The sequence below is a fragment of the Micromonospora trifolii genome, assembly GCF_022229005.1.
GTDB lineage: Bacteria > Actinomycetota > Actinomycetes > Mycobacteriales > Micromonosporaceae > Micromonospora > Micromonospora trifolii.
Genome location: NZ_JAKKFD010000034.1, coordinates 22,472 through 49,217, shown reverse-complemented (window position 1 = coordinate 49,217; position 26,746 = coordinate 22,472). Strand labels below are relative to the sequence as shown.

The following is a 26,746-nucleotide window of genomic DNA, read 5'->3' as shown; positions in this document are numbered from 1 at the left end:
GCCCGCCGGGTAGGTTTCGTCACATGCCGACGCCACGGCGGCGGCCGGCCCAGCCAGTGCGAGCACGAAGGAGTGCAGGTGCGCGAGTTCTCCGTCCCGCCGATCGTCACAGTTGGCGACGCGGCCAACCTCACCGATCCGGTCTGGGACAACGCCGAAGTCGCGCCCGACACCGTCCAGTTCGCCCGACCCACCGCGAGCGCCGACGGCGCCGTCACCGCCTGGGCCGAGGTGACCTGCCTCCAGTTCCGCGACGAGGTGGCCGCCGTGGCCCGCGGGCTGATCGCCGCCGGCATCGAGCCCGGTGTCCGGGTCGGGCTGATGAGCCGCACCCGCTACGAGTGGACACTGCTGGACTACGCCATCTGGGCCGTCGGCGCGGTGACCGTGCCGATCTACGAGACGTCCAGCGCCGAGCAGGCCGCGTGGATCCTCGAGGACTCCAACGCGGTCGCCGTCGTGGTGGAGAGCGAGGCGCACGCCGCCCTGATCGCCGGTGTCCGGCACCGGCTGCCCGAGCTGGGCCAGGTCTGGCAGATCGACAGCGGCGGGGTCGACGAGCTGGTCACCACCGGCGCCACTGTCGAGCTGGCCGAGGTCGAGCGGCGGCGCAAGGCCGTCCGCGCCGGCGACCTGGCCACGATCATCTACACCAGCGGCACCACCGGCCGGCCCAAGGGCTGCGTGCTCACCCACCGCAACATGTACGCCGACATCGCCAACGCGGTGCCGGTGCTGCCGAACCTGTTCAACGCCGGCGCGACCACCCTGCTCTTCCTCCCGCTGGCGCACGCCTTCGCCCGACTCATCCAGATCGGCGTCGTGCAGGCGCGAGCCACCATGGCGCACTGCGCCGACACCAAGAACCTGGTCGCCGAGCTGCAGGCGTTCCGGCCGACCTTCGTGCTCTCCGTACCCCGGGTGTTCGAGAAGGTCTACAACGCCGCCAAGCAGAAGGCCGAGGCGGACGGCAAGGGCGGCATCTTCGCCCGCGCCGAGCAGGTCGCCATCGCGTACAGCGAGGCGCTGGAGACCCCCGGCGGACCGGGCCTGGCGCTGCGCGCCCAGCACGCGGTCTTCGACCGGCTGGTCTACCGCAAGCTGCGCGCCGCGCTCGGCGGACGGTGCCGGGACGCGATCTCCGGCGGCGCGCCACTCGGCGCCCGGCTGGGCCACTTCTTCCGGGGCATCGGCGTGACGGTCCTGGAGGGCTACGGCCTCACCGAGACCTCGCCCGCCGCCGCCGCGAACCTGCCCAGCGGCACCCGGATGGGCACGGTCGGCCGTCCGCTGCCCGGCGTGACAGTGCGGATCGAGGACGACGGCGAGATCCTGATCTCCGGCGAGCTGGTCTTCCAGGGCTACTGGCGCAACGAGACCGCAACCGCCGAGACGATCAGCGACGACGGCTGGTTCCGCACCGGCGACCTGGGCCAGCTCGACTCCGACGGCTACCTGAGCATCACCGGCCGCAAGAAGGAGCTGATCGTCACCGCCGGCGGCAAGAACGTCGCCCCGGCGGTGCTGGAGGACCTGGTCCGGGCGCACCCGCTGATCAGCCAGTGTGTCGTGGTCGGTGACCGGAAGCCGTTCATCGCGGCGCTGGTCACCGTCGACGAGGAGGCGCTGCCGACCTGGCTGGAGAACGCCGGGATGCCCCTCGACACCACCCTCGAGCAGCTGCGCGAGCACGAGGGCCTCCGCAAGGAGATCCAGACCGCGATCGACACCGCGAACCAGGCCGTGTCGAAGGCCGAAGCGATCAAGGTGTTCCGGGTCCTGCCCCACGACTTCACCGAGGCGACCGGCGAGCTGACCCCGTCGCTCAAGGTCAAGCGTCAGGTTGTCCACAAGACGTACGCGGCGGAGATCGCCGATATCTACCGAGGCTGACTACCATCCGTCACGTGCCCGCATCCACAGCCACCGCACCGCACCCTCATCCCCTCGCCGCGGCCGCCCGCCTGGTGATGCTGGCGCTGGTCGCCGTCCTGACCCTGTTCGCCACCCGCGACGTCACCCAGCTGTGGTGGATCGCGCTGCTGGCGGTGGCCGGGCTGCCGTCGCTGCTCGCACCGCAGCACCGGCTGGTCGGCTCGCTGGGCCGGGTGGCCGAGGTGGTGGTACTGGGGCTGGCCGCGAGCCACGTCGCCGCGGTGGCGTCCATCGGCGGCACTGTCGACGGCCTGGGCGCGTCGGCGGTGCTGCCCTACCTGGCGGTGCCGGTGACCGTCACCGCGCTGCGCCGCCGCTTCCCGGAGGGCGCCGCGCTGCTCGTGGCCACCGCCGCCACCCTGCTGCTCAGCGGCGCGCTGACCCGGGTCGACGGTGAGCCCCAGCTCGGTCAGCTGGGTTACCTCGCGGTCTGCGCGCAGTGGCTGATCCTGGCCGCGCTGGGGCTCTACGCCGCCGGCACGCTGCACCGGGTGATGGCGGTCCGCGGTGAGGGCAAACCCCAGCCGTACGCCGAGGCCACCCGGCTGCTGACCCAGCTGCGCACTGTGGCCCGGCAACTGCCCGGGGCGACCCTGGACCCGGGCGGCATCTCCGAGCACCTGATCGAGGAGCTGCGCACAGTGGCCCGCGCGGACCGGGGCGCGGTGCTGTCGGCCAGCGGCGGAGGTCGGCTCGTGGTGCTCGCCCAGGCCGGCGTCGACCGGGTGGACTGGGAGACGACGCTGGACGCGGACTCGGCGATCGCCGACGCCTGGGCCACCCAGCAGGCCACCACTGCCGCCCGGTCACAGTCCCGTTCGCACCGCGGCGGCGACGTGTCCGCGCTGATCATTCCGCTGGTCGCCGGGGTGCGCACCGTGGGCCTGGTGGTGCTGGAGGCCGACGTCGCGCAGGCGTACCCGCCACCGGTGGTGTCCCGGGTGACAGCGCTGACCCGCCCGGCCGCGCTGCGGCTGGAGGCGGCGCTGCTCTTCGACGAGGTGCGCTCGCTGGCCACCAACGAGGAGCGGCAGCGGCTGGCCCGGGAGATCCACGACGGGGTGGCCCAGGAGCTGGTGATGGTCGGCTACGGCATCGACAACGCCCTGGCCACCGTCTTCGACGACGCCGACGAGACCGCTGAGGCCCTGCGTACGCTGCGCGCCGAGGTGACCCGGGTGATCCAGGAGCTGCGGCTGAGCCTCTTCGAGCTGCGCAGCGAGGTGGACCGGCAGGGTGGGTTGGCCGCGGCGATCGCCGAGTACGCCCGCACAGTGGGCGCGTCCGGCGGGCTGCGGGTGCACCTCTCGCTGGACGAGTCCACCGCCCGGCTGCCGGCCGCCACCGAGGCCGAGTTGCTGCGCATCGCGCAGGAGGCGGTGACCAACGCGCGCAAGCACGCCGGGGCGTCGAATTTGTGGGTCACGTGTGAGATCGACCCCCCGTACGCGCAAATAGAAGTGTCGGATGACGGTCAGGGGATGGCTGACCAGCGCCCGGACGGGCGGTACGGTCTTGCGATCATGGCCGAGAGGGCGGAACGTATCCGGGGCCGGTTGGAGATCAGGCCGCGGCAACCCAGCGGCACGACTGTGGCGGTGGTTCTCGGCACCTCGGCCCGGCGCGATAACGTGCGCGGCAGCGCAGCACCAGAAGGGGAGTAACCCGAGGATGACCACAAGTCCGATACCGGCCACCCGTACCAAGGTCCTCCTTGTCGACGATCATGACCTGATTCGCAAGGGTTTGCGGCACGCCTTCGAGCGCGACCGCCAGTTCGAGGTCGTCGGTGAGGCGGCCACGGCGGCGGAGGGGGTACGCCAGGCCGGCGCCTTGCAGCCGGACGTGGTGATCATGGATCTGCGGCTGCCCGACGGCAGCGGCCTGGAGGCCACCCGCGCACTGCGCAAGTCCAGCGCGTCGATGGGCATCGTGGTGCTGACCATGTACGCCGGTGACGACCAGCTCTTCGGGGCCCTGGAGGCCGGCGCCAGCGCCTTCGTGCCGAAGACCGCCCCGGCCGACGAGGTGGTGGCCGCCGCACGGCACGCCGCCTCCTCCCCCAGCGCGTTCACCGCCGCTGACCTGGCCGAGGCGATGAAGCGTCGGCTCGCCCCGTCCGGTCCGCAGTTGTCCCCCCGGGAGGGGCAGGTGCTGCGGCTGCTCGCCGACGGCATGAGCGTGGCGGGCATCGCCAAGCAGCTGTTCGTCAGCGAGTCCACGGCGAAGACGCACATCTCGAAGCTCTACGAGAAGCTCGGCGCGGCCAACCGGGCTCAGGCCCTGATGACCGCACTCCGGCTCGGCCTGCTCGAGGCACCGGACGCGCCGAAGTTCTGACAGGTCTCCCGCTCGTCGAGCGGGACGATGCGACCGACGTCGGCGGGCAACCTTCGGCGCGCTATGGTCTGGCGTGCGTGGCGGGTGCACAATACCCGCGCGGGCGACGATGCTCGCATCGCGGATTCGAGGGGTGAAACGCATGCAGCGGCCGGACTGGGCACCCGACACCATCGACATCGAGCGCCCGAGCGTCGCGCGGATGTACGACTACTACCTCGGCGGCTCGCACAACTTCGCGGCCGACCGGGCAGCGGCGCAGGCGATGGTCGCCGCAGTGCCCGAGGCGCCGTTGATGGCCCAGGCCAACAGGGCTTTCCTGCGCCGGGCCGTGCACCACCTCGCCGACGCCGGGATCCGGCAGTTCCTGGACATCGGTTCGGGCATCCCCACCGTCGGCAACGTGCACGAGATCGCCCAGCAGCTCGACCCGCAGTCGCGAGTGGTCTATGTAGACGTCGACCCGGTGGCGGTGGCGCACAGCCGCGAGATCCTCGCCGGCAACGAGCAGGCCGTGGTCGTGCAGGAGGACCTGCGCAACCCGGAGGCGATCCTGGCCCATCCGGACGTCCGCAAGCTGCTCGACCTGAGCCAACCGGTGGCCGTGATGGTGGTGGCTGTCCTGCACTTCGTCTCCGACGACGACCGGCCGGCGGAGCTGCTGCGGACCCTGCGGGACGCGTTGGCGCCCGGCAGCTTCCTGGTGCTGTCGCAGGCCAGCGACGACGGTCGCAGCGAGGACGAACGCGCCGAGGCGGAGCGGGTCTACCGGCGCACCGACAACCCGCTGTCAGTGCGCAGCCGCGCCGAGCTGACCGCGCTCTTCGACGGCTTCGAGCTGCTCGACCCCGGCGTGGTCTGGGTACCTCAGTGGCGGCCCGACACCCCGGAGAGCGCGGAGGACGCCGAGCGCGCGGTCTTCATGGGCGGCGTCGGGCGCCTCGGTGGCTGAGTCGCCCGGGGCGACCCCCTACCCGGGGACGTTCGCCCGGGCCTGGGCGAAGGCGGTCTCCGGCACCAGCTACCTACCGATGACCCAGGCCCAGTTGGAGTCCCTGCTGGACCGGCTCACCGGGCAACTGGCCGGGGCCTTGCTCACCGAGCCGTTCGACCTGCGGGCCGGGCACCGGGTCGGCGCCGAACTGGTCGCCGCGCACATCGCGTCCGCCGAGGGGCTGGGTCGTACCGTCGAGGTCATCCAGCTCCGCCTGGTGCGCGACCTGGGGTTGGTGGCCGAGGACGTCGAGGACCGGATGGCCCGGCTGCTGGCGGCCGTGGCGACCGGTTACGCCCGGGCGTTGCGCGACCGGACGCTCGACGAGCAGGAATCGATCCGCCGCGCCGCCATGCGCGCCCGCACCCAGGCCGAGCGGGCGCTGCGGGCCAGCGAGGCCCGGTTCCGGCATCAGGCCACCCACGACCCGCTCACCGGCCTACCCAACCGGACGCTGTTCACCGAACGCCTCGCCGCCGCGCTCAACGAGCCGGGCCGGGGCGCGCAGCGGGTCGGGGTGTGTTTCCTGGACCTGGACCGCTTCAAGGTGGTCAATGACACACTGGGGCACCAGATCGGTGACCTGCTGCTGGCCATTGTGGCCGAACGGCTGCGCAAGGCCATGGGCGAGCACCTGGTGGCCCGGCTCGGCGGCGACGAGTTCGTCATCCTGGTGGAACGCACCGGGGGCACCGACGACATGGTGGCGGTGGCCGAGACCGCGCTCGCCGCGGTACGCACGCCGGCACTGGTCGACGGGCACGAGCTGCAGATCTCGGCGAGCATCGGCATCGTCGAGCGCCAGGTGGCCGGGGCCAACCCCACTGACCTGATGCGGGCCGCCGACAGCACCCTGCACTGGGCGAAGTCCGCCGGTGGGGCGCGCTGGGCGCTCTACGACGCCGAGCGCAACCAACGTGAACTGGCCCGCTACGCGCTCTCCGCGGCCATTCCGGCGGCGTTGGAGCGGGGCGAGTTCTACCTCGACTACCAGCCGCTGACCTCACTGCGCGACGGCAGCCTGGTCGGCGTGGAGGCGCTGGTCCGTTGGCGGCATCCCGAGTTGGGGGTGCTGCGCCCGGACAGCTTCATCGGGTTGGCCGAGGAGACCGGCCTGATCGTCCAGTTGGGCGGTTGGGTGCTGGCCGAGGCGTGCCGCGAGGCCGAGGCGTGGTCGGCAGGGGGTGCCGCCGCGCCGTTCGTCAGCGTCAACCTGGCCGTACGACAGGTGCACCGGCCCGGGTTGGTGCAGGAGGTCCGCGCGCTGCTGCGGCAGACCGGCCTGCCACCGGAACGGCTCCAACTGGAGATCACCGAGAGCACGATGATGAGCACCGCCGAGGAGCCGGTCCGCGCCCTGCGGGTCCTAGCCGACCTCGGGGTACGCATCGCCATCGACGACTTCGGCACCGGCTACAGCAACCTGGCGTACCTGCGGGACCTGCCGGTGACCGAACTGAAGGTGGCCGGGGAGTTCGTGGCCGGGCTGCGGTCGCCCTCCGTCGGCCGCACCGACGAGCGGATCCTCGCCTCGCTGGTCTCGCTGGCGCACGCGCTGGACCTGACAGTCACCGCCGAAGGGGTGGAGACCGCCGGGCAGGCCGAGCGGCTACGCGCGATCGGCTGCGACGCAGCCCAGGGCTGGCACTTCGGCCGCCCGGCCCCCGCCGATCGCATCCTGGCCCGCATCCGCTGAACCGCCCAGGCCCACTTCACGGCACCTCCCCCGGTTACCCCCGGCGCCACCTCGGCTCGGCGGGTTGCGGGTCGAGCGGGCTGATCGAAGACATCCGGCGGCGCGGGGTGGGTTCGGGTCGGTCCCTCCGTTGAGCGTGATGCCTGTGAGTCATCACGATGCCGTACAGGCATCACGCTGATCACGGCGTGCCCGGCAAACCGCGACAGGATGGTCGGCGGTTGAGCCGGTAGACACCGTCTACGGGCGTCTGGTAGACACTGTCTATGGACGCGGACGAGACCGGGCTGCGGGCGCGGCTGGTGGCCACCGGGGTGGACCTGGTGCTGCGCGAGGGCCAGTCCGCGGTGTCGCTGCGGGAGATCGCCCGTCGTGCCGGGGTCTCGCACGGCGCGCCGCGCCGCTACTTCCCCACCCACGTCGACCTGCTCTCCGCCATCGCCCGGGAGGGCTTCGCCGACCTCACCACACAGGTCGAGCGGACGTTGCGTGACGTCGATCCGGACCCGCGTACCCGATTGACCGCGCTGGCCCGGACGTACCTGGACTTCGCGGCGGCCCACCGCGGCATGTTCGAGCTGATGTTCCGCCACGACCTGCTGGACAGCGGCCGGCTGCGGCTGCGCGAGACGAGCCTGCCGCTGTTCGCCGTCGTGGCCGACCTGGTGGCGCAGGCACGCCGGCCCACCGACGCGCCGGCGGCGGTGCTGGCCGGCGCGCTCTGGGCGAACCTGCACGGCATCGCCCAACTCTGGGCCTGGGGCAGCCTGCCGCTGGCCACCGGCGCCACCGACGACGACGCCCTGCTGCGCGCCGCGTTGGAGGCCCACCTCGGCCCCGCGCCCGCCTGAAACTCGACCCCGGAGGACACGTGCCCCTGCTGTACGACGTCACCAAGCTGACCGTCCGCACCGCGCTGCGGTTTGGCTGGCGACCCCGGGTGGAAGGGCTGGAGCATCTGCCCCGACACGGCGGCGCGATCCTCGCCGGCAATCACCTGTCCGTCGCCGACGAGTTGTTCCTCGTCGCCTCGACGCCCCGACACGTCACCTTCTGGGCGAAGGTCGAGTACTTCAACGGGCGGGGTCCGGGCGGCTGGCTCAACCGGCGGATCGTCGCCGGCATGGGCGCCATCCCGGTCGACCGCGCCGACGGCCGGGCCGCCCTGCGCGCCCTCGACGCCGCCATACCGGTGCTGCGCGCCGGCGGCCTGGTCGCCGTCTACCCGGAGGGCACCCGCTCCCCGGACGGGCGGCTCTACCGGGGCCGGGTCGGGATGACCCGGCTGGCCCGCGACGCCGAGGTGCCGATCATCCCGGTCGGCGTGCTCGGCACCGCCGAGGTGCTGCCGGTCGACGCGCGGCTGCCCCGTCGACACCCGGTCACCCTGCGGTTCGGCCCGCCGATCCCGGTCGCCGACCGGATCGACGGGCCGCGTGATATCCGGACGGTCACCGACGAGGTGATGGCGGCGATCCAGCAGCTCACGGGCCAGGAGTACGTGCCGCGTTACGCGCCCGCCCGGGAGAGCTGAACGCGGGCGGCGATCAGCCGGCGAGCAGTGCCGCCATGCGTTCCGCCTGCGCCTCCCAGCGCCACTCCCGTTCCACCCACGCCCGGCCGGCAGCGCCCAGCTGACGGGCCAGGTCCCGGTCGGCGAGCAGCTGGGCGACCCGGTCGGCGAGTTGGGCGACGTCCCGGCCGCGCACGACGTAGCCGGTCTCCCCCTCCCGGACCGCGTCCGGTGCGCCCCCGGAGTCACCGGCCACCACCGGCAGGCCGGTCGCGGATGCCTCCAGGTAGACGATGCCCAGCCCTTCGACGTCGAGGCCACGGTTGCGGGTGCGGCACGGCATCGCGTAGACGTCGCCCGCCGCGTAGTGCGCCGGCAACTCGACCGACGGCACCGTACCGGTGAACACCACGTCCCGTTCCACGCCGGTCTGGCGGGCCAGCTTTTCCAGGGTCGCCCGGTACGGCCCGCCACCGACGATCAGCAGCGCCGCGTCGGGCACCCGGCGACGGATCTCCGGCAGGGCCCGGATCAGGGTGTCCTGGCCCTTACGCGGCACCAGCCGGGACACACAGACGACCACCGGACGGTCGGTCAACCCGAGCCGGGCCCGGACCTGTTCACCGTCCACGCTCGGGTGGTAGGTGTCCACGTCGACCCCGGGCGCGAGACGACGTAGATCGGTCACGCCGTCCAGCACTCGGGCCAACCGGGTACGGGTGTACTCGCCGAGATAGGTGGTCACGTCGACACCCCGACCGATGCGCCGCAGCGCCGGCCGGGCGGCCGGCACCGCCGCCCAACCGACCTCGTGGCCGTGGGTCTGCGCCACCACCCGACGAATGCCGGCCCGACGTCGCAGACCGGCCGCGAGCAGACCCAACGGGGCCGCCGCGCCGAACCACACGGTGTCGCAGTCGTACGCGCGCGCCAACCGGGCCGCCCTGCGGGCGATCAACGGGGTGGGCAACAGCACCCGGGTGCGCTCCCGGATCACCTCGAACGGCTGGTCGGCGTCGAACTTCGCGGCCCCCCGCCAGCTCGACGCGTAGACGACAACCGAGCCGGCCGGTTGACGGACCGCGAGGTTGTGCACGAACGACTGGATGCCACCCGGGCGGGGCGGAAAGTCATTGGTGATCAGCAGGGTACGGCTCATCGGCCGACCTCCCGGGCGTACGCGCGGGCGGCGGCCATCCGCTCCACTGTGGACGGGTGTGAGGCCGAATAGAGGTATTCCCAGCGGGGCGGGTCGGGGTCGCCGAGGTTGACCGAGCCGAGCCGACGCTGCATCGACTCGAAGGACTCCGGGTCGTTGGTGAGCGCGAGCGCGTGCGCGTCGGCCCGCGCCTCCACCCGTCGGGACATCAACGCCTGCACCGGCGCGGCAACAAGCCCTGCCACAGTGACCAGGGCGACCAGCAGCGGGAACGCGCGCGGTTGGGCCACCGAGTCGACACCGGCCAGCCGCAGCAGAGGCCCCCACGAGCCGAGCAGGTAGAGCGCCACCACCGCCGCCGCGGCGCCCAGCGCCCCGGTCAGCGTGCCGGCCGCCACGTCGGAGTCCTTCGCGTGCCCCAACTCGTGCGCCACGACGGCTGTCACCTCGGCCGGGGTCGCCTCGCTCAGCAGCGTGTCGTAGACGACCACCCGTCGGGTCGGCCCGAGACCCGAGACGTACGCGTTGACCGCCCTGGTGCGCCGGGAGGCGTCGGCGACCAGCACGTCACGCACCGGCACCCCGTCACGGGCGGCCATGCTCATCAGCTCGGTGCGCAACGGGCCCTGCTCCATCGGGGTGAACCGGTTGAACACCGGCTCCACCAGCACCGGCAGCACGAACGACAGCAGCACCACCAGCACCGCGGCGCCGGCTGCGCCGAACGCCCACCACCAGCGCGGCGCGAGCCGGATGACCGCGTAGAAGCCGAACAGCGCCACCGCGCCGATCACCGCACTGACCGCGTACGACTTGAGCAGGTCGACCGCCCAGCCGCTCCAACCGTTGGTGCTCAACCCGTAGCGGGTGAGCACGCTCTGCCGCCAGGCGGCGAACGGGAGCGTCACCAGGTCGGCGACGAGCACCACCGCCAGCCCGCCGAGCACCGCCTGCGCGGCCCAGTGCCCACCGAACGGCCTGCCCACCAGCTCGACCAGGCGACTGCCCAGCGGGGTCAACCCGAGCGCGAGGGCGATCAGCAGCCCCACGGCGAGCGCGGAGTAGCTGCCGGGGCGCAGCGCGGCCCGGAACTCCCGACCCTTTGCCACCTGCTCGGCCGGCAGGTCACCCAGCGCGGCGAGCTGGTCGGCCCGGGGTGCCGGCGGGCGGTGCCACGGGATCAGCAGCGCGGCCAGCAGGACCAACGCGATGGTCAGCCCGGCCAGGGTCAGCAGCGCCCAGCCGCGCGGGGTCACCGCGTCACCACCCGTTGGTCCCCGTTCATCGCGCCGCTCCTCCCGCCGTGACCGCTCATCCTATGGCCCGCGAGAAGCCCGCTTCCGGGCACGGTGTCGCGCTCAGGCGACGCGGCGGGTGGCACGAGGGCGAGCCGCCTCCGGGCGGGTGGGCGCGGCCAGAACCTCCACGTCGAAGCCGGCCCGGGCGAACACCTCGATGGCCTCGACCTCGGCGCCGACCAACCCGGCCGCCGGGGACGTCTCGTCGAACAGGGCGGTCAGCGGGCAGCCGGGACAGCCGTCGGCCCGCCTCGCGCACCCGTCGCAGTCGATGAGCATCACACCTCCTGATCGGCTCGCGGTGCCCGGGGCGACTCTTGCCGTCGCCGACCGGGCACCGTCGGTGACATCGACACTAACCACCGGGTACGACAGGAACCCCGTCCGACCGCCCGTTTCAGGGCTAGATCCACTCCAGGTCAGCGAAATCGGGGTATCCCACCCGGCCGGAACCCCGACATCAAGGAACTCGTGTCGACCAAGCGAGGGAGAGGCGTCGTTTGGTCGATCGGTCACCCGGGCACTGAGCGACGATGGCCGATCTCGGTGCGTCGTCCGTCATGGACTTCCGGTACTCCCCGCGCCGACACCGCCGCGCCATGGTCCTCGCTGTGCTGGGCGCCGCGGCTCTCCTGGCCTTCTACACAACGGTGTTCGACGAGGTGTGGTGGCAGGTGCTGCTGCGATTCGGCATGATCGGCGCCATCGTCGCGCTGACCACCAACTGGCAGCTGCGCCGTCAGCCTCGTCTGCCGCTGCGGTTGACCGACGAGACGCTGCACCTGAGCGGACCGAACGGGACCGGACTCAGCATCGACTGGGTCAACATTGCCAGCGCCCAGGTGCGAGGCCGCCTGGACCCACGGCTGGTGGTCAGGCCACTCGACCCGGAGCAGACCCGGCCCCCCATGCGACCCGGGCAGTGGTCGACTCCCGGACGCGGCCCCCACGAGTTGGTCGTCCGGCTCACCTGGATGACGCCGGGCCCCGACGCACTGCGTCGTGAGCTGGCCCGGCGACTACCGAGCACCTGACCGACCACGGCCCGAGCGGCCGTCGGGGGCGAGATCTCAGCCCTGTGCGTCGAGGTCACGCACGGCGAAGCGGAGGTGCTGCCACTCCTCGTCGAAGATCACGTGAAGGCAGTGCAGGACGGACACCTGCTTCTCGGGCCACCATGCGGCCGGCCGTGTCTCGGCGAGCAGGGCCGGCGTGACTGCTGCGAGAAAGTCGCGCACCATCGCCTGCCGCTCGGCCCGCAGCTCCAGGGTCGCGGCGAACGTCGGCTGCTCGACGGCGAAGATCGACATGTCGAAGCCCTCCGTCTCGTACTCGGCGTGTGGTTGCCCGAGCGGATGGAAGGGTTGCGGCAGGCGCAGGATCGCCTTGCCCAGCCAGGTGTCGGCGGCGAACGCGAGGTGGCGCAGTGTCTGCGCGAACGACCACTCCCCGTCGATCGAGACGTCGACAGCACCCTCGGGCATGGACACAGCCCGCTCGACCGCCGCCGCCCAGGCCCGTTCGAGTGCCGCCCACGCCACGCGGAGGTCGTCCGGATCCTTGGCCTGTCGGAGATCGCGCCCCGGAAATCGTCTGTTGAGCTCGGCCTCGACCAGCGGCACGACATCGACGCCGTTGATCAGGAACGTGCCCTCGGCCAGCCACGGCGCGTCGATGTCCAGAGCATCCACATCGACGCCGCGCATCACCGCACCAGCCAGCGTCGACCTGTTGAACCGGGCACCCCGCAGGTCCCGGTCGACGAAGACCTTGACGTCGTCCTGTGCCATGGCGACTCCCTCCCGACAGCGACAGCGACAGCGACAGCGACAGCGACGACGCTAGCGCTCGGGTACGACAGCCGGACAGACCAGGTCGGCTCAGGATCGGGCGAGCCGCCGTAGCAGCGAGTCCGCGCCCAGCGGGTACGCCCCGTGCCGGCGTACCCCGTCGGCGACCTCGCGGTCCGACGAGACCACCACCACCGGCCGGCCCCCCGGCTCGGCGCGCACCAGTCGCCGGATCAGCTCGTCGGCGGTCTCACCCTTGCGGGAGAAGAGCACCCGTACGCCGCGCGGCGCTGGCGGCAGCCCGTGCATCCGCTCGGCGCCGTCGAAGACCACAGTGACCTCGTCGCCGGTCTGCGCGGCGATCCCGCCCAGCCCGGTGATCAGGCGTTTGCGCTGTTGCTCCAGGGACATCTCGCCGAAGCCACGCTTGGTGACGTTGTAGCCGTCCACCACGAGGTGCGCCCGGGGCAGGGCGAGCAGTTGGTCGAGCCGGGCCGGGTCGTCGGTGTCCCGGGCGCGGGCGGCGGGGCCGGCCGGGGCGGTGCCCGGCTGCTCGGCGAAGGCGTCGGCGACGAAGTCGGCGGGGAGCTTGTCCACCGGGTCGAGCGCCAGCTCCCGGCGCAGCCCGACGGCGGCCTGGCCGATGGTCTCCAGGAGCAGCCAGAGCCGGGCGTCGTCGACCGAGCGCGCCTCCTTGGCGCTGGCCCGGGCAACCCCGGCGGTGGCCTCGGCCTCGGCCAGCCGGGCCCGGGCGCGGCGGAGTTCGGCGTCCACGTCGGCGCTGGCGCGGGCGGCCCGGCCGCGCTCGGTGGCCAGCAGCTCGGTGGCCTTCCGCTCGCGGGCCTGGGTCTCCCGCAGGGTGCGGGCCACCTGTCGGGACTCCTCGCGCAGCTGGCCCAGCTCCTCGCGGACGCGGGCCAGCTCGTCGCGGAGCTTCTCGGCCTCGACCCGGGCCACCGCCCGGTCGTGCTCGGCCCGGGTGGCCCGCTGCTCGGCCTCGCGGACCAACTCGGCGACGACGGCGCTGTCCGCTTCGGCGCGCACTGCCGCGCCGCTGGCGTCGATCAGCTCCCGCCAACCACGGGGCCGGGCCAGGTAGGCCAGCGCGGCCACCTCGACCGGGTCGGCGGCGGCCGGCGCGGTGCCCTCGACCACTGCCGCGCCGAGGTCACCGGCGTCGGTCAGGACCCGCGCGGTGACCCGCTGCCGGAACAGCGGGTCGGCGGTGAGCTGAGCGGCGATGACGGGCGCGCCGAGCCGGGCGCGCCGGTTGGGGGCGAACTTGGCCACCCGGCGCAACGGCACCGGGACCTCGTCGGTGGGGAGGGTGGGCAGCACCGCGGCGGTCAGCGTCACGATCCGCTGCCGAACCGGCTCGGGCAGGGTCGGCTCCGGCTCGGCGGCGGGGCCGTCGCCCGTCGGGCCCGATGCGCCAGATGTGTCGTTGACTACGTTGTCGTCCGGGTTGCCCAGGGCCCCGTCGAGCGCGACCGGATCCTCCTGCGGGAGGTGGTCGTCGTACGGCTCGGTGAGGGGCATGTGGCAAGTCTCCCACCGCGACCGGGCCCACCGCCCTGTGAGTGAGCCGATCTCTCATCCTAGCCCCATGGTGACGGATGGGACCGCTGCGACGGGAGTGTCGGACCGTGGCGCTAGCGTGCCGCCGATGGCACAGGCGGAGTACGTCCAGGAGTCACTGGCCGGTCTCGACCCGGCGGTGGGTGGGGTGGACCCGGCGCTGCCGCTCTACGCGACCACCTTCGTGGTGGTCGACCTGGAGACCACCGGCGGCGCGCCGGACGGCGGCGGCATCACCGAGATCGGCGCGGTCAAGGTTCGCGGCGGCGAGCAGTTGGGGGTGCTCGCGACACTGGTCAACCCGGGCCAGCCGATTCCGCCGTTCATCACAGTGCTGACCGGCATCACCCAGGCCATGCTGGTGCCGGCGCCACCGATCGAGCAGGTGCTGCCGAGCTTCCTGGAATTCATCGACGACGCGGTGCTGGTGGCCCACAACGCCCCGTACGACGTGGGCTTCCTCAAGGCCGCCTGCGCCAAGCACGGCTACCGCTGGCCCAACCCCCGGGTGCTGGACACTGCGGCGCTCGCCCGCCGGGTGCTGACCCGCGACGAGGTGCCCAACCGCAAGCTGGGCACCCTGGCCGCCTACTTCCGCACGGCCACCCAGCCGACCCACCGGGCGTTGGACGACGCGAAGGCCACCGTCGACGTGCTGCACGGGCTGATCGGCCGCCTGGGCGGGCACCGGGTGGACACGATCGGCGACGCCATCGAGTTCGCCCGCGCGGTCACCCCGACCCAGCGCCGCAAACGGCACCTGGCCGAGGGGTTGCCCAAGGTCCCGGGGGTCTACATCTTCCGGGCCGCCGACGACCGGCCGCTCTACGTGGGCACCTCCGTCGACATCGCCACCCGGGTGCGCAGCTACTTCACCGCGGGCGAGAAGCGTGCCCGGATCTCCGAGATGCTGGGCGCGGCCGAGCGGGTCGAGGCGGTGGAGTGCGCCCACTCGTTGGAGGCGGAGGTCCGTGAGCTGCGGTTGATCGCCGCGCACGCCCCGCCGTACAACCGCCGGTCCAAATACCCGGAACGCATGGTCTGGCTCAAGCTGACCGACGGTCCGTACCCTCGGCTGTCGATCGTCCGCGACCTCTCCCCCACCGACACCGCGTACCTCGGGCCGTTCACCTCCCGGCGGGCCGCCGAGCTGGCCGCCGCCGGTTTCCACGACGCGGTGCCGCTGCGCCAGTGCACGCACCGGCTCTCGCTGCGTACCGTCACGCCGGCCTGCGCGCTGGCCGAGTTGGGTCGCTGCCCGGCGCCCTGCGAACACAAGATCACCCCCGAGGAGTACGACGACAGCGCCGCCGCGCCGTTCCGCACCGCGACGGCCAGCGACCCCCAGCCGGTGGTGGACGCGCTGCTCGCGCGGATCGACGTGCTCTCCCGTGACCAGCGCTACGAGGAGGCCGCAGTGGTGCGGTCCCGGCTGGCCGCCGTGCTGCGGGCCACAGTGCGGATGCAGCGGCTGGCCGCGCTGACCGGGATCGTCGAGTTGGCAGCGGCCCGGCCGGCCGCCCGGGGCGGCTGGGAGTTGGCGCTGGTCCGGCACGGCCGGCTGGCCGGCGCGGGGGTGTCCCCGCCGGGCGTGCACCCGCGACCCACCTTGACCACGATCCGGGCCACCGCCGAGACGGTGTCGGGCGGGCACGGCCCGGTGCCGGCCGCCACCGCCGAGGAGTCCGAGCGGATCCTGTCCTGGTTGGAGCGACCGGAGACCCGACTCGTCGAGATGTCCTCCGGTTGGTCCTCTCCGGCGAGTGGCGCGGCGCGGTTCCGTGACCTGCTGGCGAAGGCCGAGGGCGGCGCGTCCCACCAACTCTCGACCGAACGCTCATGACCAACTGACCGATCGGACTACGTCGACTCGCTTAGGCTGTTAGAGAAGTGCAGTCCTGCCCGATTCGTGGGCCTGCTCCCCCGCCGGGGTCCGGCGATGCGGAGCCGGGGTGAGGAGGTGTCCCTCGTGGACGTCGACGCCGGACACGGCGCCGCCCTGGGGGGCGCCCTGCCGACACAGCCGGGTGAGCTGCCGCTCGCCCGCCGGCTGCGGTCGCTGCTCAGCTGGCCAACCACCGACTCGGACCCGGTCACCCAACTGGTCCGCACCCACCGGGGCATCCACGCCGGCACCGACCCCGCTGTGCTGCGCCGTGCCTACACGATCGCGGAGAACATGCACCGCGGGCAGTTCCGCAAGAGCGGGGAACCGTACATCACCCATCCCCTCGCGGTGGCGCAGATCTGTGCCGAGCTGGGGATGGACACCACCACCCTGGTCGCGGCGCTGCTGCACGACACCGTGGAGGACACCCGCTACACCCTCCAGGCGCTCTCCGAGGACTTCGGCGGCGAGGTGGCCCACCTGGTCGACGGGGTGACCAAGTTCGACAAGGCGTTCTACGGCAAGGCCGCCGAGGCGGAGACGGTCCGCAAGATGATCGTCGCGGCCGCCAAGGACGTCCGGGTGCTGATCATCAAGCTGGCCGACCGGCTGCACAACATGCGCACGCTCGGGGTGCGCTCGGCGTCGTCGCGGGAACGGATCGCCCGCAAGACGCAGGAGGTGCTGGTCCCGCTCTGTGACCGGCTGGGCATCCAGACCCTCAAACGCGAGCTGGACGACGTTGTGCTGCTGCACCTTGAGCCCGACGAGCACGCCCGGCTGGCCCGGCACGTGCACGATCGGCCGGGCTGGGATTCGTACCTCGACTCGGTGGTCACCCGGACGAGGGTGGCGCTGCGCCGCAGCCGGGTCGACGCCGAGGTGAGCCCCCGTCCCCGGCACCTCTACTCGATCTGGAAGGACACCATCGCCGGCGGCCACACCGCCCCGTACGACCTGCCCCGCATCGTGGTGGTGGTCGACGGCCCGGCCACCGACTGTTACGCCGCGCTGGGCGCCATCCACGGCACCTGGCGACCGGTGGCCGGCCGTTTCAAGGACTTCATCGCCTCACCGAAGAACAACCTCTACCGTTCGCTGCACACCAGCGTCTGCGGCCCCCAGGACCGCACTGTGGAGGTGCTGATCCGCACCGAGGAGATGCACCGCTCGGCCGAGTACGGCATCGCCGCCGACTTCCGTTTCCCCCAATCGGGGCGTGGCAGCGCGGCGGCCCGTGCCGAGCAGTTGGACTGGCTGCGCCGGGTGCTCGACTGGGAGCCGGACGCCGCCGACCCGGCACAGTTCTACGAGTCGCTGCGCTGCGACCTGGCCGAGGGGCAGATCCAGGTCTTCGCCGACGGACGGCAGGTGGTGCTGCCGGCCGGTGCCACGCCCGTCGACCTCGCGTACGAGCTGGGCAACGACCGGGGCGACCACTGCCTCGCCACACGCATCAACGGTCGGCTCGCCCCGCTCAGTTCGGAGCTGGACGAGGGCGACGTGGTGGAGATCTTCACCGAGAACGACGGCGACAACGGCTTCGAGGCCGGTGTGGCGCCGCGCGGCCCCCGGCGGGAGTGGCTGACCTTCGTCAAGTCACCGCACGCGCAGATGCAGATCAACCGGTGGTTCGCCGAGCACACCGAACCGGGCATCACGATCAGTGACAAGGTGCGCCTCGGTCGGGCCACCATCGGGCTCGCCCTGCGCCAGCACAACCGGGGCCTCGCCAGTGACCTGCCGCTGCTGCGCCTCTCCGAGGAGTTGGGCTATCCCGACCTGGAGACCCTCCTGGTCGCGGTCTTCGACCGGGTGATCGAACCGGACACCGTGGTTCGCCAGCTCATCGACCTGGTCGACCATCGACAGTGACCCGGCGGGCCCCAGCGCGTCCGAAGGACATTCGTGACCACTAGCCTGGAGTCATGATCCCCCGCTCCCGCGCCACCGGTCGGGCCCTCTTCTACCAGGCCTTCTACCGGCTGCCGCTGCCGGTGCGTCGGCGTCTGGTCCGGCTGGTCGTGCCCAAGTACATCGTCGGCGCGGTGACCCTGGTCCGGGACAGCGAGGCGACGGGCGCGGGTCGGTTGCTCATGCTGCGCCAGCCTCCCGGCAAGGGTTGGTCACTCCCCGCCGGCCTGCTCAACCGGGGCGAGGCCCCGGTGGTGGGCGCGGCCCGTGAGCTGTTCGAGGAGTCCGGCGTCCGGCTCCCACCGTCCCGACTCCGCCCGGCGATGCCGAACGCGATCGTGCACGCCAAGGGCTGGGTGGACATGGTCTTCGAGGCCGAGGTGCCGGCGTCCAGCACCGAGCTGACCGTCGACGGCGGGGAGGTCTTCGAGGCGGCCTGGCATCCCCTGGACGATTTGCCCAAGCTGACCTGGCCGACGGCCCGGCTGCTCGCCTACTACGACATCGGGCCGCTGGCCGGGCAGTTCCCGCCGCCGGTGCCCGACGACACTCCGTGACCGTCGCGGCCGGTGTGCCGGCGGAGCTGTGCGCTGTGGTGCTGGCCGCCGGCGAGGGCACGCGGCTGCGCCCGCTCACCGAACGGGTGCCCAAGGCGCTCTGCCCGGTGGGCAACGTACCCCTGCTGGACCGGGCGTTGGCGCGGCTGGCCGGCCTGGGCCTGACCGGTCCCGACCGGGTCGCGGTGAACGCCTGCTACCTCGGCGACCAGGTGGTGGCGCACGTCGGCGACAGCGCCCACCTGTCGGTGGAGCCGGGCGACCCACTGGGTACCGCAGGCGGGGTGGCCAACCTGCGGGACTGGATCGACGGGCGGCCGGTTCTGGTCGGCAACGCCGACGCGTACCTCGCCGATCCGGCCGCTCCCCCGGGCCCGGACGTCGCCGCCCTGCTCGACGGCTGGGACGGGCGCACCGTTCGCCTGCTCGGCCAGCCCGCCGCGGACCCGGCGGCGCCGGGCACCTTCGCCGGGCACTGCTTCACCGGTTTCTCGCTGCTGCCCTGGCGGCTGGTCCGGGACCTGCCGGTCGTCTTCTCCGACCTGGTCCGCGCCGTCTGGCGTCCGGCCGAGGCGGAGGGCGCCCTGGCCGTGGTGCCCTACCCGGGCATCTTCTTCGACACCGGCACCCCGGCCGACTACCTGGCGGCCAACCTGCACGCCGCGGCCGGCGGCGTTCTCGTCGAGGAGTCCGCGACGGTGACCGGCCGCTGCGTGGAGTCGGTCGTCGGCGCGGGCGCCCGGGTGGACGGCGACGTGTCCCGCACCGTGGTGTGGCCGGGCGCGACGGTACGGGCCGACGAGCGGCTGCGGAACGTGATCCGGGCCGGGAGCGACCTGACAGTGCCGTGCCCCGCCCAGGGCTGAGCCCCGACGGCTCCCGCCTCCGGTCCCGGGCCGGAACATCTAGCATGGGCGACGACGCCGACGAACGGAGAAATGCCCCGTGATCACCGCGATCGTGCTGATCGACTGCGCCACCGATGCGATCCCCGAGGTGGCGGAGAACCTGGCCAACCTTCCCGGTGTCAGCGAGGTCTACTCGGTGGCCGGGCACGTCGACCTCATCGCCATCGTCCGGGTCCGCGAGTTCGACCAGATCGCCCAGGTCATCGCGGGCAGCATCTCCAAGGTCGAAGGCGTGCTCAACACCGAGTCGCACATCGCCTTCCGGGCGTACTCCCAGCACGACCTGGAGGAGGCGTTCGCGATCGGTCTGGCCAGCGCCGACTGACCCCCTCGCCGTTCCGGGCCCGCGTCGGCCGCACGGCGGCGCGTAGCGCGCACAGGGCGGCCGGCCCACCCCGTTGGGTGGACCGGCCGTCTGCTGTGGCTACGTCAGCTCTCGCTGGGAGCCGGTACCTCGGTGCTGCCGCCGCCCGGAGCCGGCGACTCGGTGCCGGTGCCGCCCGGAGCCGGCGACTCGGTGACAGTGCCGCCCGGAGCCGGCGACTCAGTGCCGGTGCCGCCCGGGCTGGGCGTACCGCTGGCGCTGGTCTGCGGAACCGGGATGCCGAGCTTGTTGGCGAGCGCCACCAACTCGTCGTAGTGCGTCTGCAGCGTCGGAAGCGCCGTCTGCGCCAACTGGACCACCGACTGCTCGGAGCCCTGCGAGATCTCCGTCTGGGTGGCCTGGATGGCCTGGACGTGGCCGGCCAGCTCACTGGTCACCCAGAGCCGGTCGAACTCCGCACCGCTGGCGTTGTTCAGCTTGTCGATGACCGCCTGCTGATCGGCGCTGGGCTCGTTCGGCAGTTCCACCCCGAGCTGCGACGCGGTCTGCTGCACCGTCTGGTCCAGCTGGGTGTGGTCGGTCTTCAGCATTGCGCCCAGGTCCTTGACCCCCTGGTCCTGACCCTTCTGCTGAGCCAGGTCACCAGCGGTGATCTCGAACAGGTTGACCTGGTGTACCGCCTGCAGGTACTGGGTGTCCTGCGTTGACGGCTGTGCCGCGGCCTGCGCGGCCGCAGCCGGCGCGACACCGACCAGTACCAGCGCGGCCAACAGGCCGAGGCGTTTGATACCCAACATGCTTCCCCCCCTTGAGACGTTGGACCGCACGGATACCCGGCTCACCGGGGTTATTCCTGCGATCGCCTGTCGCGCGGGGTCGACCGGTCCCATCAGGGCCGTCCGACTCCTGGTCGGATGGGTCGTCGGGTGTGAATACGACGGGGCGCCCACCGGAATCCGGCGGGCGCCCCGTAACTGTGCGATTGGGCGGTCAGCGGCGGCTCTCGCCGCTGCCGATCTCCTCGCGCTCGGGTCGGGCCTCGACCGGCGGGTGCCCCGGCGAGACCGGCGCCTCGACCGGCTTCTCGATCGGGTAGAAGAAACCCCGGATGGCCGGGCCGAGGGCCCCCAGCCGGTTCATCTTCTTGGGCACCACCCAGCCGACGTAGTCGAGCTGACCGTGACCGTCCGCGTGCCCGTTGGACGCGCTGAGCGGCTGGTGCACCTCGACGAACCGGCCGTCGGGCAGGCGCCGGATGATGCCGGTCTCCACGCCGTGCGCGAGCACCTCCCGGTCGTGCTGCTGCAGACCCAGGCAGAGCCGGTACGTGACGTAGTACGCCAGCGGCGGGACCACCAGCAGGCCGATCCGGCCCGCCCAGGTCATCGCGTTCAAGCTGATCTGGAACTTGTCAGCGATCACGTCGTTGGCGCCGGAGAGCGTCAGCACGATGTAGAACGAGACGGCCATGGCGCCGACGGCGGTCCGGGCCGGGGCGTCCCGCGGACGCTCGAGCAGGTTGTGGCTCTTGCGGTCCTTGAGGTGCCGGGCTTCCAGGAACGGGTACATCGTCGACAGGCCCACCAGGATGCCGGGCAGCACGACCGTCGGCCAGAACAGCGGCGGGATGACGTACCCGTCGCCGAGCGGGATGTTGATTTCCCAGGCCGGCATGAGTCGGGTCGACCCGTCGAGGAACATGACGTACCAGTCGGGCTGGCTGGCGGCCGAGACCACCCACGCCTCGTACGGGCCGAACAACCAGATCGGGTTGATCTGGAACAGACCGCCCATCAGCGCGATGACGCCGAAGACGACCATGAAGAAGCCGCCCTGCTTCAGCGCGTACCGCGGGAACATCCGCTCGCCGACCACGTTGTTGTTGGTCCGGCCGGGGCCGGGCCACTGGGTGTGCTTCTGCTTGAAGACCAGACCCAGGTGGACGCTGATCAGCGCGACCAGCAGACCCGGGATGAGCAGCACGTGGGCGATGAAGAACCGGCTGATGATGATCGTGCCCGGGAACTCGCCGCCGAAGATCGACGAGGTGACCCAGGAGCCGATCACCGGGATGGACAACATGATCGCCGAGGCGATCCGCAGGCCGGTGCCGGACAGGCCGTCGTCCGGCAGCGAGTAGCCGGTGAAGCCGGCCAGGAAGCCGACCCAGAACAGCAGCGAGCCGATGATCCAGTTGGTCTCGCGCGGCTTGCGGAAGGCGCCGGTGAAGAAGACGCGCAGCATGTGCACGACGATCGCGGCCATGAACAGCAGCGCCGCCCAGTGGTGCATCTGCCGCATCACCAGACCGCCGCGGACGTCGAACGAGATGTCCAGGCTGGAGGCGTACGCGGCGGACATCGGGGTGCCCTGCAACGGCGCGAAGCTGCCGTCGTAGACCACCTCGGTCATCGCCGGCTCGTAGAAGAAGGTGAGGAACACACCTGTCAACAGCAGCACGACGAACGAGAACAGCGCGATCTCGCCGAGCAGGAAGGACCAGTGGTCCGGGAAGACCTTGTTCAGCAGCTTGCGCAGCGGGGTGGCCACCTGGAAGCGGTCGTCCACTCCCACCGCGGCCTTGCCCGGCGTCGCCGCAAGGTCAAACTTTCGACGCTTCATGGCCGCTCCCAGAAATCAGGCCCGACGGTCTCGGTGTAGTCGGACTTCGCCACGAAGAAGCCCTCGGAGTCCACCTCGATCGGCAGCTGCGGCAGCCGCCGGCTGGCGGGGCCGAAGACTGGCCGGGCGTTGTCGGTGATCAGGAACTGGGACTGGTGGCACGGGCAGAGCAGCCGGTTGGTCTGCTGCTCGTACAGGCTGGCCGGGCATCCCGCGTGCGTGCAGATCTTGGAGAACGCCGCGTAGTTGCCCCACATGTAGTCGCCGTGGCCGATCTTCTCGTTGGCTCGGCGCGATTCCTGCGCGTCCGAGTCACGGAGGTGGATCAGCAGCGTCGGCGAGTCGGCGTGCTTGTTGCTCACACCGTGGTCGATGCCGGGGAACACGGTGAGCTGGCCACCGGTGCTGATGTCCGCCGGGCGGACCGGACGGCCGTCCTCGCGGACCAGGCGGATCCGCTCGCCGCCCTCGGCCGTGGCGAACCCGGTGGTGAACATCTGGTTGTTCTTGTGCGGCTGCGAGATCAGGCCGCCGACCAGCGGGGCCGCGGCGACCGCGGCGACCGGCGCGAGACCGGCCAGCAGCGAGATGCCGAGCAGGGGGCGACGCTTCACGCCCAGCTCGTCAGCCATGTAGAGCATGGTCTGGCCGGTGATGGTGCGGCCTTCGGAGTCGACCTGGCCCTCGTGCCGGTCCTGGATCGAGACCTCCTTGGGCAGCAACTTCTTGCCCCAGGTCAGGATGCCGAAGCCGACGGCGAGCAGCGCCACGCCGAGGGTGAAGCCGAGCAGCGGGGTGTAGAACTTGTCGCCGCCCCGGCCCGCCTCGTACTTCCACGGCCACGCGATGTAGATGACCATGAAGGCGGTCGCGGCCAGGCCGGTGAGCAGGAAGAAGCCGGCGACCACCCGGGTCAGCCGACGCTCCGCCTTGGTGCCCGGCAGCACCTGCGGCTCGTAGTGGACGATCTCGATGTCGTCGCGGCGTGCGCCCTCACGAACGATGTCGAACCGGGTCAGCTTGGGGTCGTTCACGTCGAGCGGCTCCCGGCCCTCCGGGGCCTGGTGCTCGGGGTGGGTGCTCATGCCGTCACCTCGCTACGGGTGGCGCCGAGCGGCACCACAGCACTGAATCGGATGGCCTGCTCGATCACGACTTACCCGCAATCCACAGGCTAGCGAAGACGAGCGCCACGATGCCAACCAGGAAGATCGCCAGGCCCTCGGTGGACGGGCCGTACCGCCCGAGGTTGAACCCACCCGGGTCCTGGTCGTGCTTCAGCGTCTCCTGGATGTAGGCGATGATGTCGGCCTTCTGCTCCGGCCGGAGCTGGTTGTCGCCGAACACCGGCATGTTCTGCGGGCCGCTCAACATCGCCGCGTAGATCTGGCGGTCGGTGGCGGGGTGCAGGCTCGGGGCGAACTTGCCCGACGAGAGCGCACCGCCGCCGCCACCGAAGGCGTGGCACTGCGAGCAGTTGATCCGGAACAGCTCACCGCCGGAGGCGATGTTGCCGTCCTCGCGGAGGTCGTCGCCCTCGGGCACGACCGGGCCGCCGCCAAGCTCCTGGATGTACTGGGCCAGCTGACGGGTCTGCTCGTCGGTGAAGACCGGGGGCTTGCGGTGCGCCTGGGCCTCCTGGCGGGCCAGCGGCATCCGCCCGGAGCTGACCTGGAACTCGACAGATGCCGCGCCGACGCCGATCAGGCTCGGCCCGCGGCCCTCGACGCCCTGGGCGTTGCGGCCGTGGCAGGTCACGCAGCTCACGTCGAACAGCGCCTTGCCCTCGGCGGCGGCGCCGGTCAGCTGCGGGTTGTCCTGCGCCTGCGCGCCCGGGGCGAAGACGGTGTATGCGCCGCCGGCGAGCATCAGCGCGGCGATCAGCCGGACCGCGGCGCCCAGCCGGCGGCGGCCCCTGCTGCGCGCGGCGGGCCGCTCACGCAACCGCGCGAGCAGACCGCGTCGGCGGTCGTTGTCAGAAGTCATGAGCGGTGTCCTTAACCGGTTGGACCTGTCTCAGGGGACGGAGCAGCAGCGCGGAATGTGACGCGCAAGATCACTGGAGCCAGTAGATCATGGCGTACAGCCCGATCCACACGACGTCGACGAAGTGCCAGTAGTACGACACGACGATCGCCGACGTCGCCTGCGCCGGAGTGAACCGGCCCATGGTCGTGCGGACCATGAAGATGATGAAGGCGATCAGACCACCGGTCACGTGCAGGCCGTGGAAGCCGGTGGTCAGGTAGAACACCGACCCGTACCCGTCTTCGTTGATCTTGATGCCGTCGGCGACCAGGTGCCGGTACTCGTTCAGCTGGCCGAGGACGAAGATCAGGCCCATCACGAAGGTGACGGTGAACCAGCGCCGCAGCGCGTGCACGTCACCCTTCTCCGCCGCGAAGACGCCGAGCTGGCACGTCACCGAGGACAGCACCAGGATCACCGTGAAGGTGGTCGCGTACGGGATATTCAGCGCCTCGGTGTGCTTCTCCCACTGCTCCGGCGCAGCCGCGCGGATGGAGAAGTACATCGCGAACAGCGCCGCGAAGAACATGAGTTCGCTGGAGAGCCACACGATCGTCCCGACGCTGACCATGTTCGGTCGGGTCAGAGAGTGGATCCGGCTCTTGTCAATGGCTGGGGCCGCAGTCACGCCGTCATTATTGCCCCTGACCGGGGCCGCCGATCAGCGGGGTGGCAAACCTGCGCCTTCCGTGGCCCGAGCGTCAGGGTCCGGTTCGCCTGGCCTAGCCTGAAAAGCGTGCTGCACGTCGATCCGATCTTCGCCGCCACCTCGGCCCCGCCGCCGTTCACCGTCGGCGCGGTGCTGACCGAGACCCGGCTGGACAGCTGGCTGGCCCTCGGCCTGGTGCTCGCCGCCGGCCTGTACCTCTACGGGGTGTACCGGCTGCGCCTGCGGGGCGACCGCTGGTCGATCGCCCGCACCGTGTTCTTCCTCGGCCCTGGCCTGGGCGGCATCGCGCTCGTCACGGTCAGCGGGTTGCACGCGTACGACACCGCGCTGCTGTCCGTACACATGATCCAGCACATGGTGCTCTCCATGGTGGCGCCGATCTTCCTGGCGCTCGGCGCGCCGATGACCCTGGCCCTGCGGACCCTGCCGGTCGGGCCGCGCAAGCGCCTGCTCGCGATCGTGCACAGCCGCGTCGCCCGGGTCTACAGCTTCCCGCTGGTGGCGTTCGCCATCTTCGTGGTCAACCCGTTCGCGCTGTACTTCAGTGACCTGTACCGCTTCACCCTCGAACACGCCTGGGCGCACGAGCTGGTGCACGCGCACTTCATCATGACCGGCTGCGTGTTCTTCTGGCCGCTGCTCGGCCTCGACCCGCTGCCCGGCCGCTGGCCGTACCCGGCGCGCGCGCTGCTGATGCTGCTCTCCGTGCCGTTCCACACAGTGCTCGGCCTCACCATCATGCAGAGCAGCACACTCTTCGGCGGCGACTGGTACCCGTCGCTCAATCTGAGCTGGTCCGACCCCTGGAATGACCAGGTGGTCGCCGGTGGCATCCTCTGGGCCGGTGGCGAGTTCGTCAGTGTGACCATGCTCGCGGTGCTGGTGGTGCAGTGGGTCAAACAGTCCGAGCGGGAGGCCCGCCGGGTGGACCGCGAACTGGACCGCCAGGAGGCCCGCGACCGCGCCGCCGACGCCGCGCCCGCCTGAGCTGCCCGGACGGTACGCCCCGACGCGCGACGCCGGGCGGGATGTCGGCTACGTCACGCCGACCGGTACGATCTGCGGGCAGCTACGAGGTGGGAGTCAGGCCAGCCATGAGCGATCGTCTTTGCACCGTCTTGCTCTACAGCGACGACCCGCAGGTCCGTGACCGGATGCGGATGGCCGTCGGCACCCGGCCCGCTCCCGGTCTGCAGATCGAGTTCGTCGAGGCGTCGACCTACGCGGAGACGATCCGGCTGGTCGACGACTACGAGATCGACCTGCTGCTGCTCGACGGTGAGGCGAGCCCGGGCGGCGGCATCGGCATCGCGCGGCAGGTCAAGGACGACCGGGACGACTCTCCCCCGACCTGCCTGGTGATCGCCCGCGCCGCCGACCGATGGCTCGCCGCGTACGCCGAGGTCGACGCGACGCTGGTGCACCCGCTCGACCCGGTGACCACCGGCGGCACGGTGGCCGAGCTGCTGCGGACGCACGCACCCGCCTGACGTCCCACGCTCCTCCGGCACCCTCACGGCGCCGGATCTCA

25 protein-coding genes are annotated in these 26,746 nt (G+C 71.8%); 15 read left to right on the top strand and 10 right to left on the bottom strand.

Translation table 11 applies throughout. From position 1 onward, the window contains the following. Positions 1–78: 78 nt before the first annotated feature. From NIE79_RS20490 to NIE79_RS20460, 7 genes are all read left to right on the top strand, one after another. Entirely contained in the window at positions 79–1,893 is a 1,815-nt protein-coding gene (locus NIE79_RS20490; protein ID WP_238680094.1) for an AMP-dependent synthetase/ligase, read from the top strand. A gap of 14 nt (positions 1,894–1,907) precedes the next feature. Beyond that, positions 1,908–3,599: a sensor histidine kinase gene (locus NIE79_RS20485; protein WP_238680093.1), complete on the top strand. Its 1,692-nt coding sequence runs from the start codon at positions 1,908–1,910 to the stop codon at positions 3,597–3,599. Positions 3,600–3,606: 7 nt separating this feature from the next. After that, positions 3,607–4,275 carry a response regulator transcription factor gene (locus tag NIE79_RS20480; protein WP_030337723.1) on the top strand — a complete coding sequence of 223 codons (669 nt, stop codon included), beginning with the start codon at positions 3,607–3,609 and terminating at the stop codon, positions 4,273–4,275. Between the two features lie 142 nt (positions 4,276–4,417). Then, positions 4,418–5,227, top strand: a complete 810-nt coding sequence (locus tag NIE79_RS20475; RefSeq protein ID WP_238680268.1) for an SAM-dependent methyltransferase — start codon at positions 4,418–4,420, stop codon at positions 5,225–5,227. Between the two features lie 79 nt (positions 5,228–5,306). Further along, the gene (locus NIE79_RS20470; RefSeq protein WP_238680267.1) at positions 5,307–6,965 is read left to right on the top strand and encodes a putative bifunctional diguanylate cyclase/phosphodiesterase; all 1,659 of its coding nucleotides are present in this window, start codon (positions 5,307–5,309) and stop codon (positions 6,963–6,965) included. Positions 6,966–7,231: 266 nt separating this feature from the next. Next, complete coding sequence (locus NIE79_RS20465; protein ID WP_238680092.1) at positions 7,232–7,816, top strand: TetR/AcrR family transcriptional regulator; 585 nt, start codon at positions 7,232–7,234, stop codon at positions 7,814–7,816. Positions 7,817–7,836: 20 nt separating this feature from the next. Continuing rightward, on the top strand, positions 7,837–8,499 hold the full coding sequence (locus tag NIE79_RS20460) for a lysophospholipid acyltransferase family protein (RefSeq protein WP_238680091.1): 663 nt from the start codon (positions 7,837–7,839) through the stop codon (positions 8,497–8,499). 13 nt (positions 8,500–8,512) lie between these two features. Here the strand turns inward: NIE79_RS20460 and NIE79_RS20455 are convergent, their stop codons facing one another. The 3 genes from NIE79_RS20455 to NIE79_RS20445 form a co-directional block, all read right to left on the bottom strand. Continuing rightward, on the bottom strand, positions 8,513–9,637 hold the full coding sequence (locus NIE79_RS20455) for a glycosyltransferase family 4 protein (protein WP_238680090.1): 1,125 nt from the start codon (positions 9,635–9,637) through the stop codon (positions 8,513–8,515). Further along, the gene (locus NIE79_RS20450; protein WP_238680089.1) at positions 9,634–10,893 is read right to left on the bottom strand and encodes a M48 family metalloprotease; all 1,260 of its coding nucleotides are present in this window, start codon (positions 10,891–10,893) and stop codon (positions 9,634–9,636) included. The genes NIE79_RS20455 and NIE79_RS20450 overlap by 4 nt, the downstream gene beginning before the upstream one ends. A 102-nt stretch (positions 10,894–10,995) precedes the next feature. Next, positions 10,996–11,214 carry a hypothetical protein gene (locus NIE79_RS20445; protein ID WP_238680088.1) on the bottom strand — a complete coding sequence of 73 codons (219 nt, stop codon included), beginning with the start codon at positions 11,212–11,214 and terminating at the stop codon, positions 10,996–10,998. A gap of 254 nt (positions 11,215–11,468) precedes the next feature. Between NIE79_RS20445 and NIE79_RS20440 the strand changes: the two genes are divergently transcribed. Continuing rightward, positions 11,469–11,969 (top strand): hypothetical protein, encoded by a 501-nt coding sequence (locus NIE79_RS20440; protein ID WP_238680087.1) that lies wholly within the window; start codon positions 11,469–11,471, stop codon positions 11,967–11,969. Positions 11,970–12,005: 36 nt separating this feature from the next. Here the strand turns inward: NIE79_RS20440 and NIE79_RS20435 are convergent, their stop codons facing one another. Both NIE79_RS20435 and NIE79_RS20430 read right to left on the bottom strand, forming a co-directional pair. Further along, entirely contained in the window at positions 12,006–12,725 is a 720-nt protein-coding gene (locus NIE79_RS20435) for a DinB family protein (RefSeq protein ID WP_238680086.1), read from the bottom strand. Positions 12,726–12,815: 90 nt separating this feature from the next. After that, a complete protein-coding gene (locus NIE79_RS20430) occupies positions 12,816–14,264 on the bottom strand; it encodes an NYN domain-containing protein (protein ID WP_238680085.1) in 1,449 nt (482 codons plus the stop codon). Positions 14,265–14,391: 127 nt separating this feature from the next. On the opposite strand from NIE79_RS20430, the gene NIE79_RS20425 reads away from it, so the two are divergent. From NIE79_RS20425 to NIE79_RS20405, 5 genes are all read left to right on the top strand, one after another. Beyond that, positions 14,392–16,146: a DEDD exonuclease domain-containing protein gene (locus tag NIE79_RS20425; RefSeq protein WP_238680084.1), complete on the top strand. Its 1,755-nt coding sequence runs from the start codon at positions 14,392–14,394 to the stop codon at positions 16,144–16,146. 126 nt (positions 16,147–16,272) lie between these two features. Beyond that, entirely contained in the window at positions 16,273–18,066 is a 1,794-nt protein-coding gene (locus NIE79_RS20420; protein ID WP_238680266.1) for a RelA/SpoT family protein, read from the top strand. 53 nt (positions 18,067–18,119) lie between these two features. Beyond that, positions 18,120–18,662, top strand: coding sequence for an NUDIX hydrolase (locus NIE79_RS20415; protein ID WP_238680083.1), 543 nt, complete (start codon positions 18,120–18,122; stop codon positions 18,660–18,662). Next, positions 18,659–19,528: a nucleotidyltransferase family protein gene (locus NIE79_RS20410; protein ID WP_238680082.1), complete on the top strand. Its 870-nt coding sequence runs from the start codon at positions 18,659–18,661 to the stop codon at positions 19,526–19,528. Before NIE79_RS20415 ends, NIE79_RS20410 begins: the two co-directional genes overlap by 4 nt. A 79-nt stretch (positions 19,529–19,607) precedes the next feature. Next, entirely contained in the window at positions 19,608–19,895 is a 288-nt protein-coding gene (locus NIE79_RS20405; RefSeq protein WP_238680081.1) for an Lrp/AsnC family transcriptional regulator, read from the top strand. Between the two features lie 104 nt (positions 19,896–19,999). Here NIE79_RS20405 and NIE79_RS20400 read toward each other — a convergent pair whose 3' ends face one another. The 5 genes from NIE79_RS20400 to ctaE all read right to left on the bottom strand — a co-directional run bounded on the left by NIE79_RS20400 (position 20,000) and on the right by ctaE (position 25,173). Continuing rightward, entirely contained in the window at positions 20,000–20,692 is a 693-nt protein-coding gene (locus NIE79_RS20400; protein ID WP_238680080.1) for a DUF4142 domain-containing protein, read from the bottom strand. A 193-nt stretch (positions 20,693–20,885) separates the two neighbouring features. Further along, on the bottom strand, positions 20,886–22,517 hold the full coding sequence (gene qcrB, locus NIE79_RS20395) for a cytochrome bc1 complex cytochrome b subunit (RefSeq protein ID WP_238680079.1): 1,632 nt from the start codon (positions 22,515–22,517) through the stop codon (positions 20,886–20,888). Continuing rightward, a complete protein-coding gene (gene qcrA / locus NIE79_RS20390) occupies positions 22,514–23,602 on the bottom strand; it encodes a cytochrome bc1 complex Rieske iron-sulfur subunit (RefSeq protein ID WP_238680078.1) in 1,089 nt (362 codons plus the stop codon). Before qcrA ends, qcrB begins: the two co-directional genes overlap by 4 nt. A gap of 64 nt (positions 23,603–23,666) precedes the next feature. Then, positions 23,667–24,503 carry a cytochrome bc1 complex diheme cytochrome c subunit gene (gene qcrC / locus NIE79_RS20385; protein WP_238680077.1) on the bottom strand — a complete coding sequence of 279 codons (837 nt, stop codon included), beginning with the start codon at positions 24,501–24,503 and terminating at the stop codon, positions 23,667–23,669. A 70-nt stretch (positions 24,504–24,573) separates the two neighbouring features. Further along, positions 24,574–25,173, bottom strand: a complete 600-nt coding sequence (gene ctaE, locus NIE79_RS20380) for an aa3-type cytochrome oxidase subunit III (protein WP_112582810.1) — start codon at positions 25,171–25,173, stop codon at positions 24,574–24,576. Between the two features lie 108 nt (positions 25,174–25,281). On the opposite strand from ctaE, the gene NIE79_RS20375 reads away from it, so the two are divergent. Both NIE79_RS20375 and NIE79_RS20370 read left to right on the top strand, forming a co-directional pair. Next, positions 25,282–26,202 (top strand): cytochrome c oxidase assembly protein, encoded by a 921-nt coding sequence (locus NIE79_RS20375; RefSeq protein ID WP_372471694.1) that lies wholly within the window; start codon positions 25,282–25,284, stop codon positions 26,200–26,202. Positions 26,203–26,309: 107 nt separating this feature from the next. Beyond that, positions 26,310–26,705: a helix-turn-helix domain-containing protein gene (locus tag NIE79_RS20370; protein WP_238680076.1), complete on the top strand. Its 396-nt coding sequence runs from the start codon at positions 26,310–26,312 to the stop codon at positions 26,703–26,705. Positions 26,706–26,746: the final 41 nt, after the last annotated feature.

What these genes read in the sequence shown, in the direction of transcription:
- NIE79_RS20480 (WP_030337723.1), top strand. Translation starts at nt 3,607, where the DNA reads ATGACCACAAGTCCGATACCGGCCACCCGTACCAAGGTCCTCCTTGTC.
- NIE79_RS20475 (WP_238680268.1), top strand. Translation starts at nt 4,418, where the DNA reads ATGCAGCGGCCGGACTGGGCACCCGACACCATCGACATCGAGCGCCCG.
- NIE79_RS20470 (WP_238680267.1), top strand. Translation starts at nt 5,307, where the DNA reads ATGACCCAGGCCCAGTTGGAGTCCCTGCTGGACCGGCTCACCGGGCAA.
- NIE79_RS20465 (WP_238680092.1), top strand. Translation starts at nt 7,232, where the DNA reads ATGGACGCGGACGAGACCGGGCTGCGGGCGCGGCTGGTGGCCACCGGG.
- NIE79_RS20455 (WP_238680090.1), bottom strand. Translation starts at nt 9,637, where the DNA reads ATGAGCCGTACCCTGCTGATCACCAATGACTTTCCGCCCCGCCCGGGT.
- NIE79_RS20445 (WP_238680088.1), bottom strand. Translation starts at nt 11,214, where the DNA reads ATGCTCATCGACTGCGACGGGTGCGCGAGGCGGGCCGACGGCTGTCCC.
- NIE79_RS20440 (WP_238680087.1), top strand. Translation starts at nt 11,469, where the DNA reads ATGGCCGATCTCGGTGCGTCGTCCGTCATGGACTTCCGGTACTCCCCG.
- NIE79_RS20435 (WP_238680086.1), bottom strand. Translation starts at nt 12,725, where the DNA reads ATGGCACAGGACGACGTCAAGGTCTTCGTCGACCGGGACCTGCGGGGT.
- NIE79_RS20430 (WP_238680085.1), bottom strand. Translation starts at nt 14,264, where the DNA reads ATGCCCCTCACCGAGCCGTACGACGACCACCTCCCGCAGGAGGATCCG.
- NIE79_RS20425 (WP_238680084.1), top strand. Translation starts at nt 14,392, where the DNA reads ATGGCACAGGCGGAGTACGTCCAGGAGTCACTGGCCGGTCTCGACCCG.
- NIE79_RS20415 (WP_238680083.1), top strand. Translation starts at nt 18,120, where the DNA reads ATGATCCCCCGCTCCCGCGCCACCGGTCGGGCCCTCTTCTACCAGGCC.
- NIE79_RS20400 (WP_238680080.1), bottom strand. Translation starts at nt 20,692, where the DNA reads ATGTTGGGTATCAAACGCCTCGGCCTGTTGGCCGCGCTGGTACTGGTC.
- qcrB (WP_238680079.1), bottom strand. Translation starts at nt 22,517, where the DNA reads ATGAAGCGTCGAAAGTTTGACCTTGCGGCGACGCCGGGCAAGGCCGCG.
- qcrA (WP_238680078.1), bottom strand. Translation starts at nt 23,602, where the DNA reads ATGAGCACCCACCCCGAGCACCAGGCCCCGGAGGGCCGGGAGCCGCTC.
- qcrC (WP_238680077.1), bottom strand. Translation starts at nt 24,503, where the DNA reads ATGACTTCTGACAACGACCGCCGACGCGGTCTGCTCGCGCGGTTGCGT.
- NIE79_RS20370 (WP_238680076.1), top strand. Translation starts at nt 26,310, where the DNA reads ATGAGCGATCGTCTTTGCACCGTCTTGCTCTACAGCGACGACCCGCAG.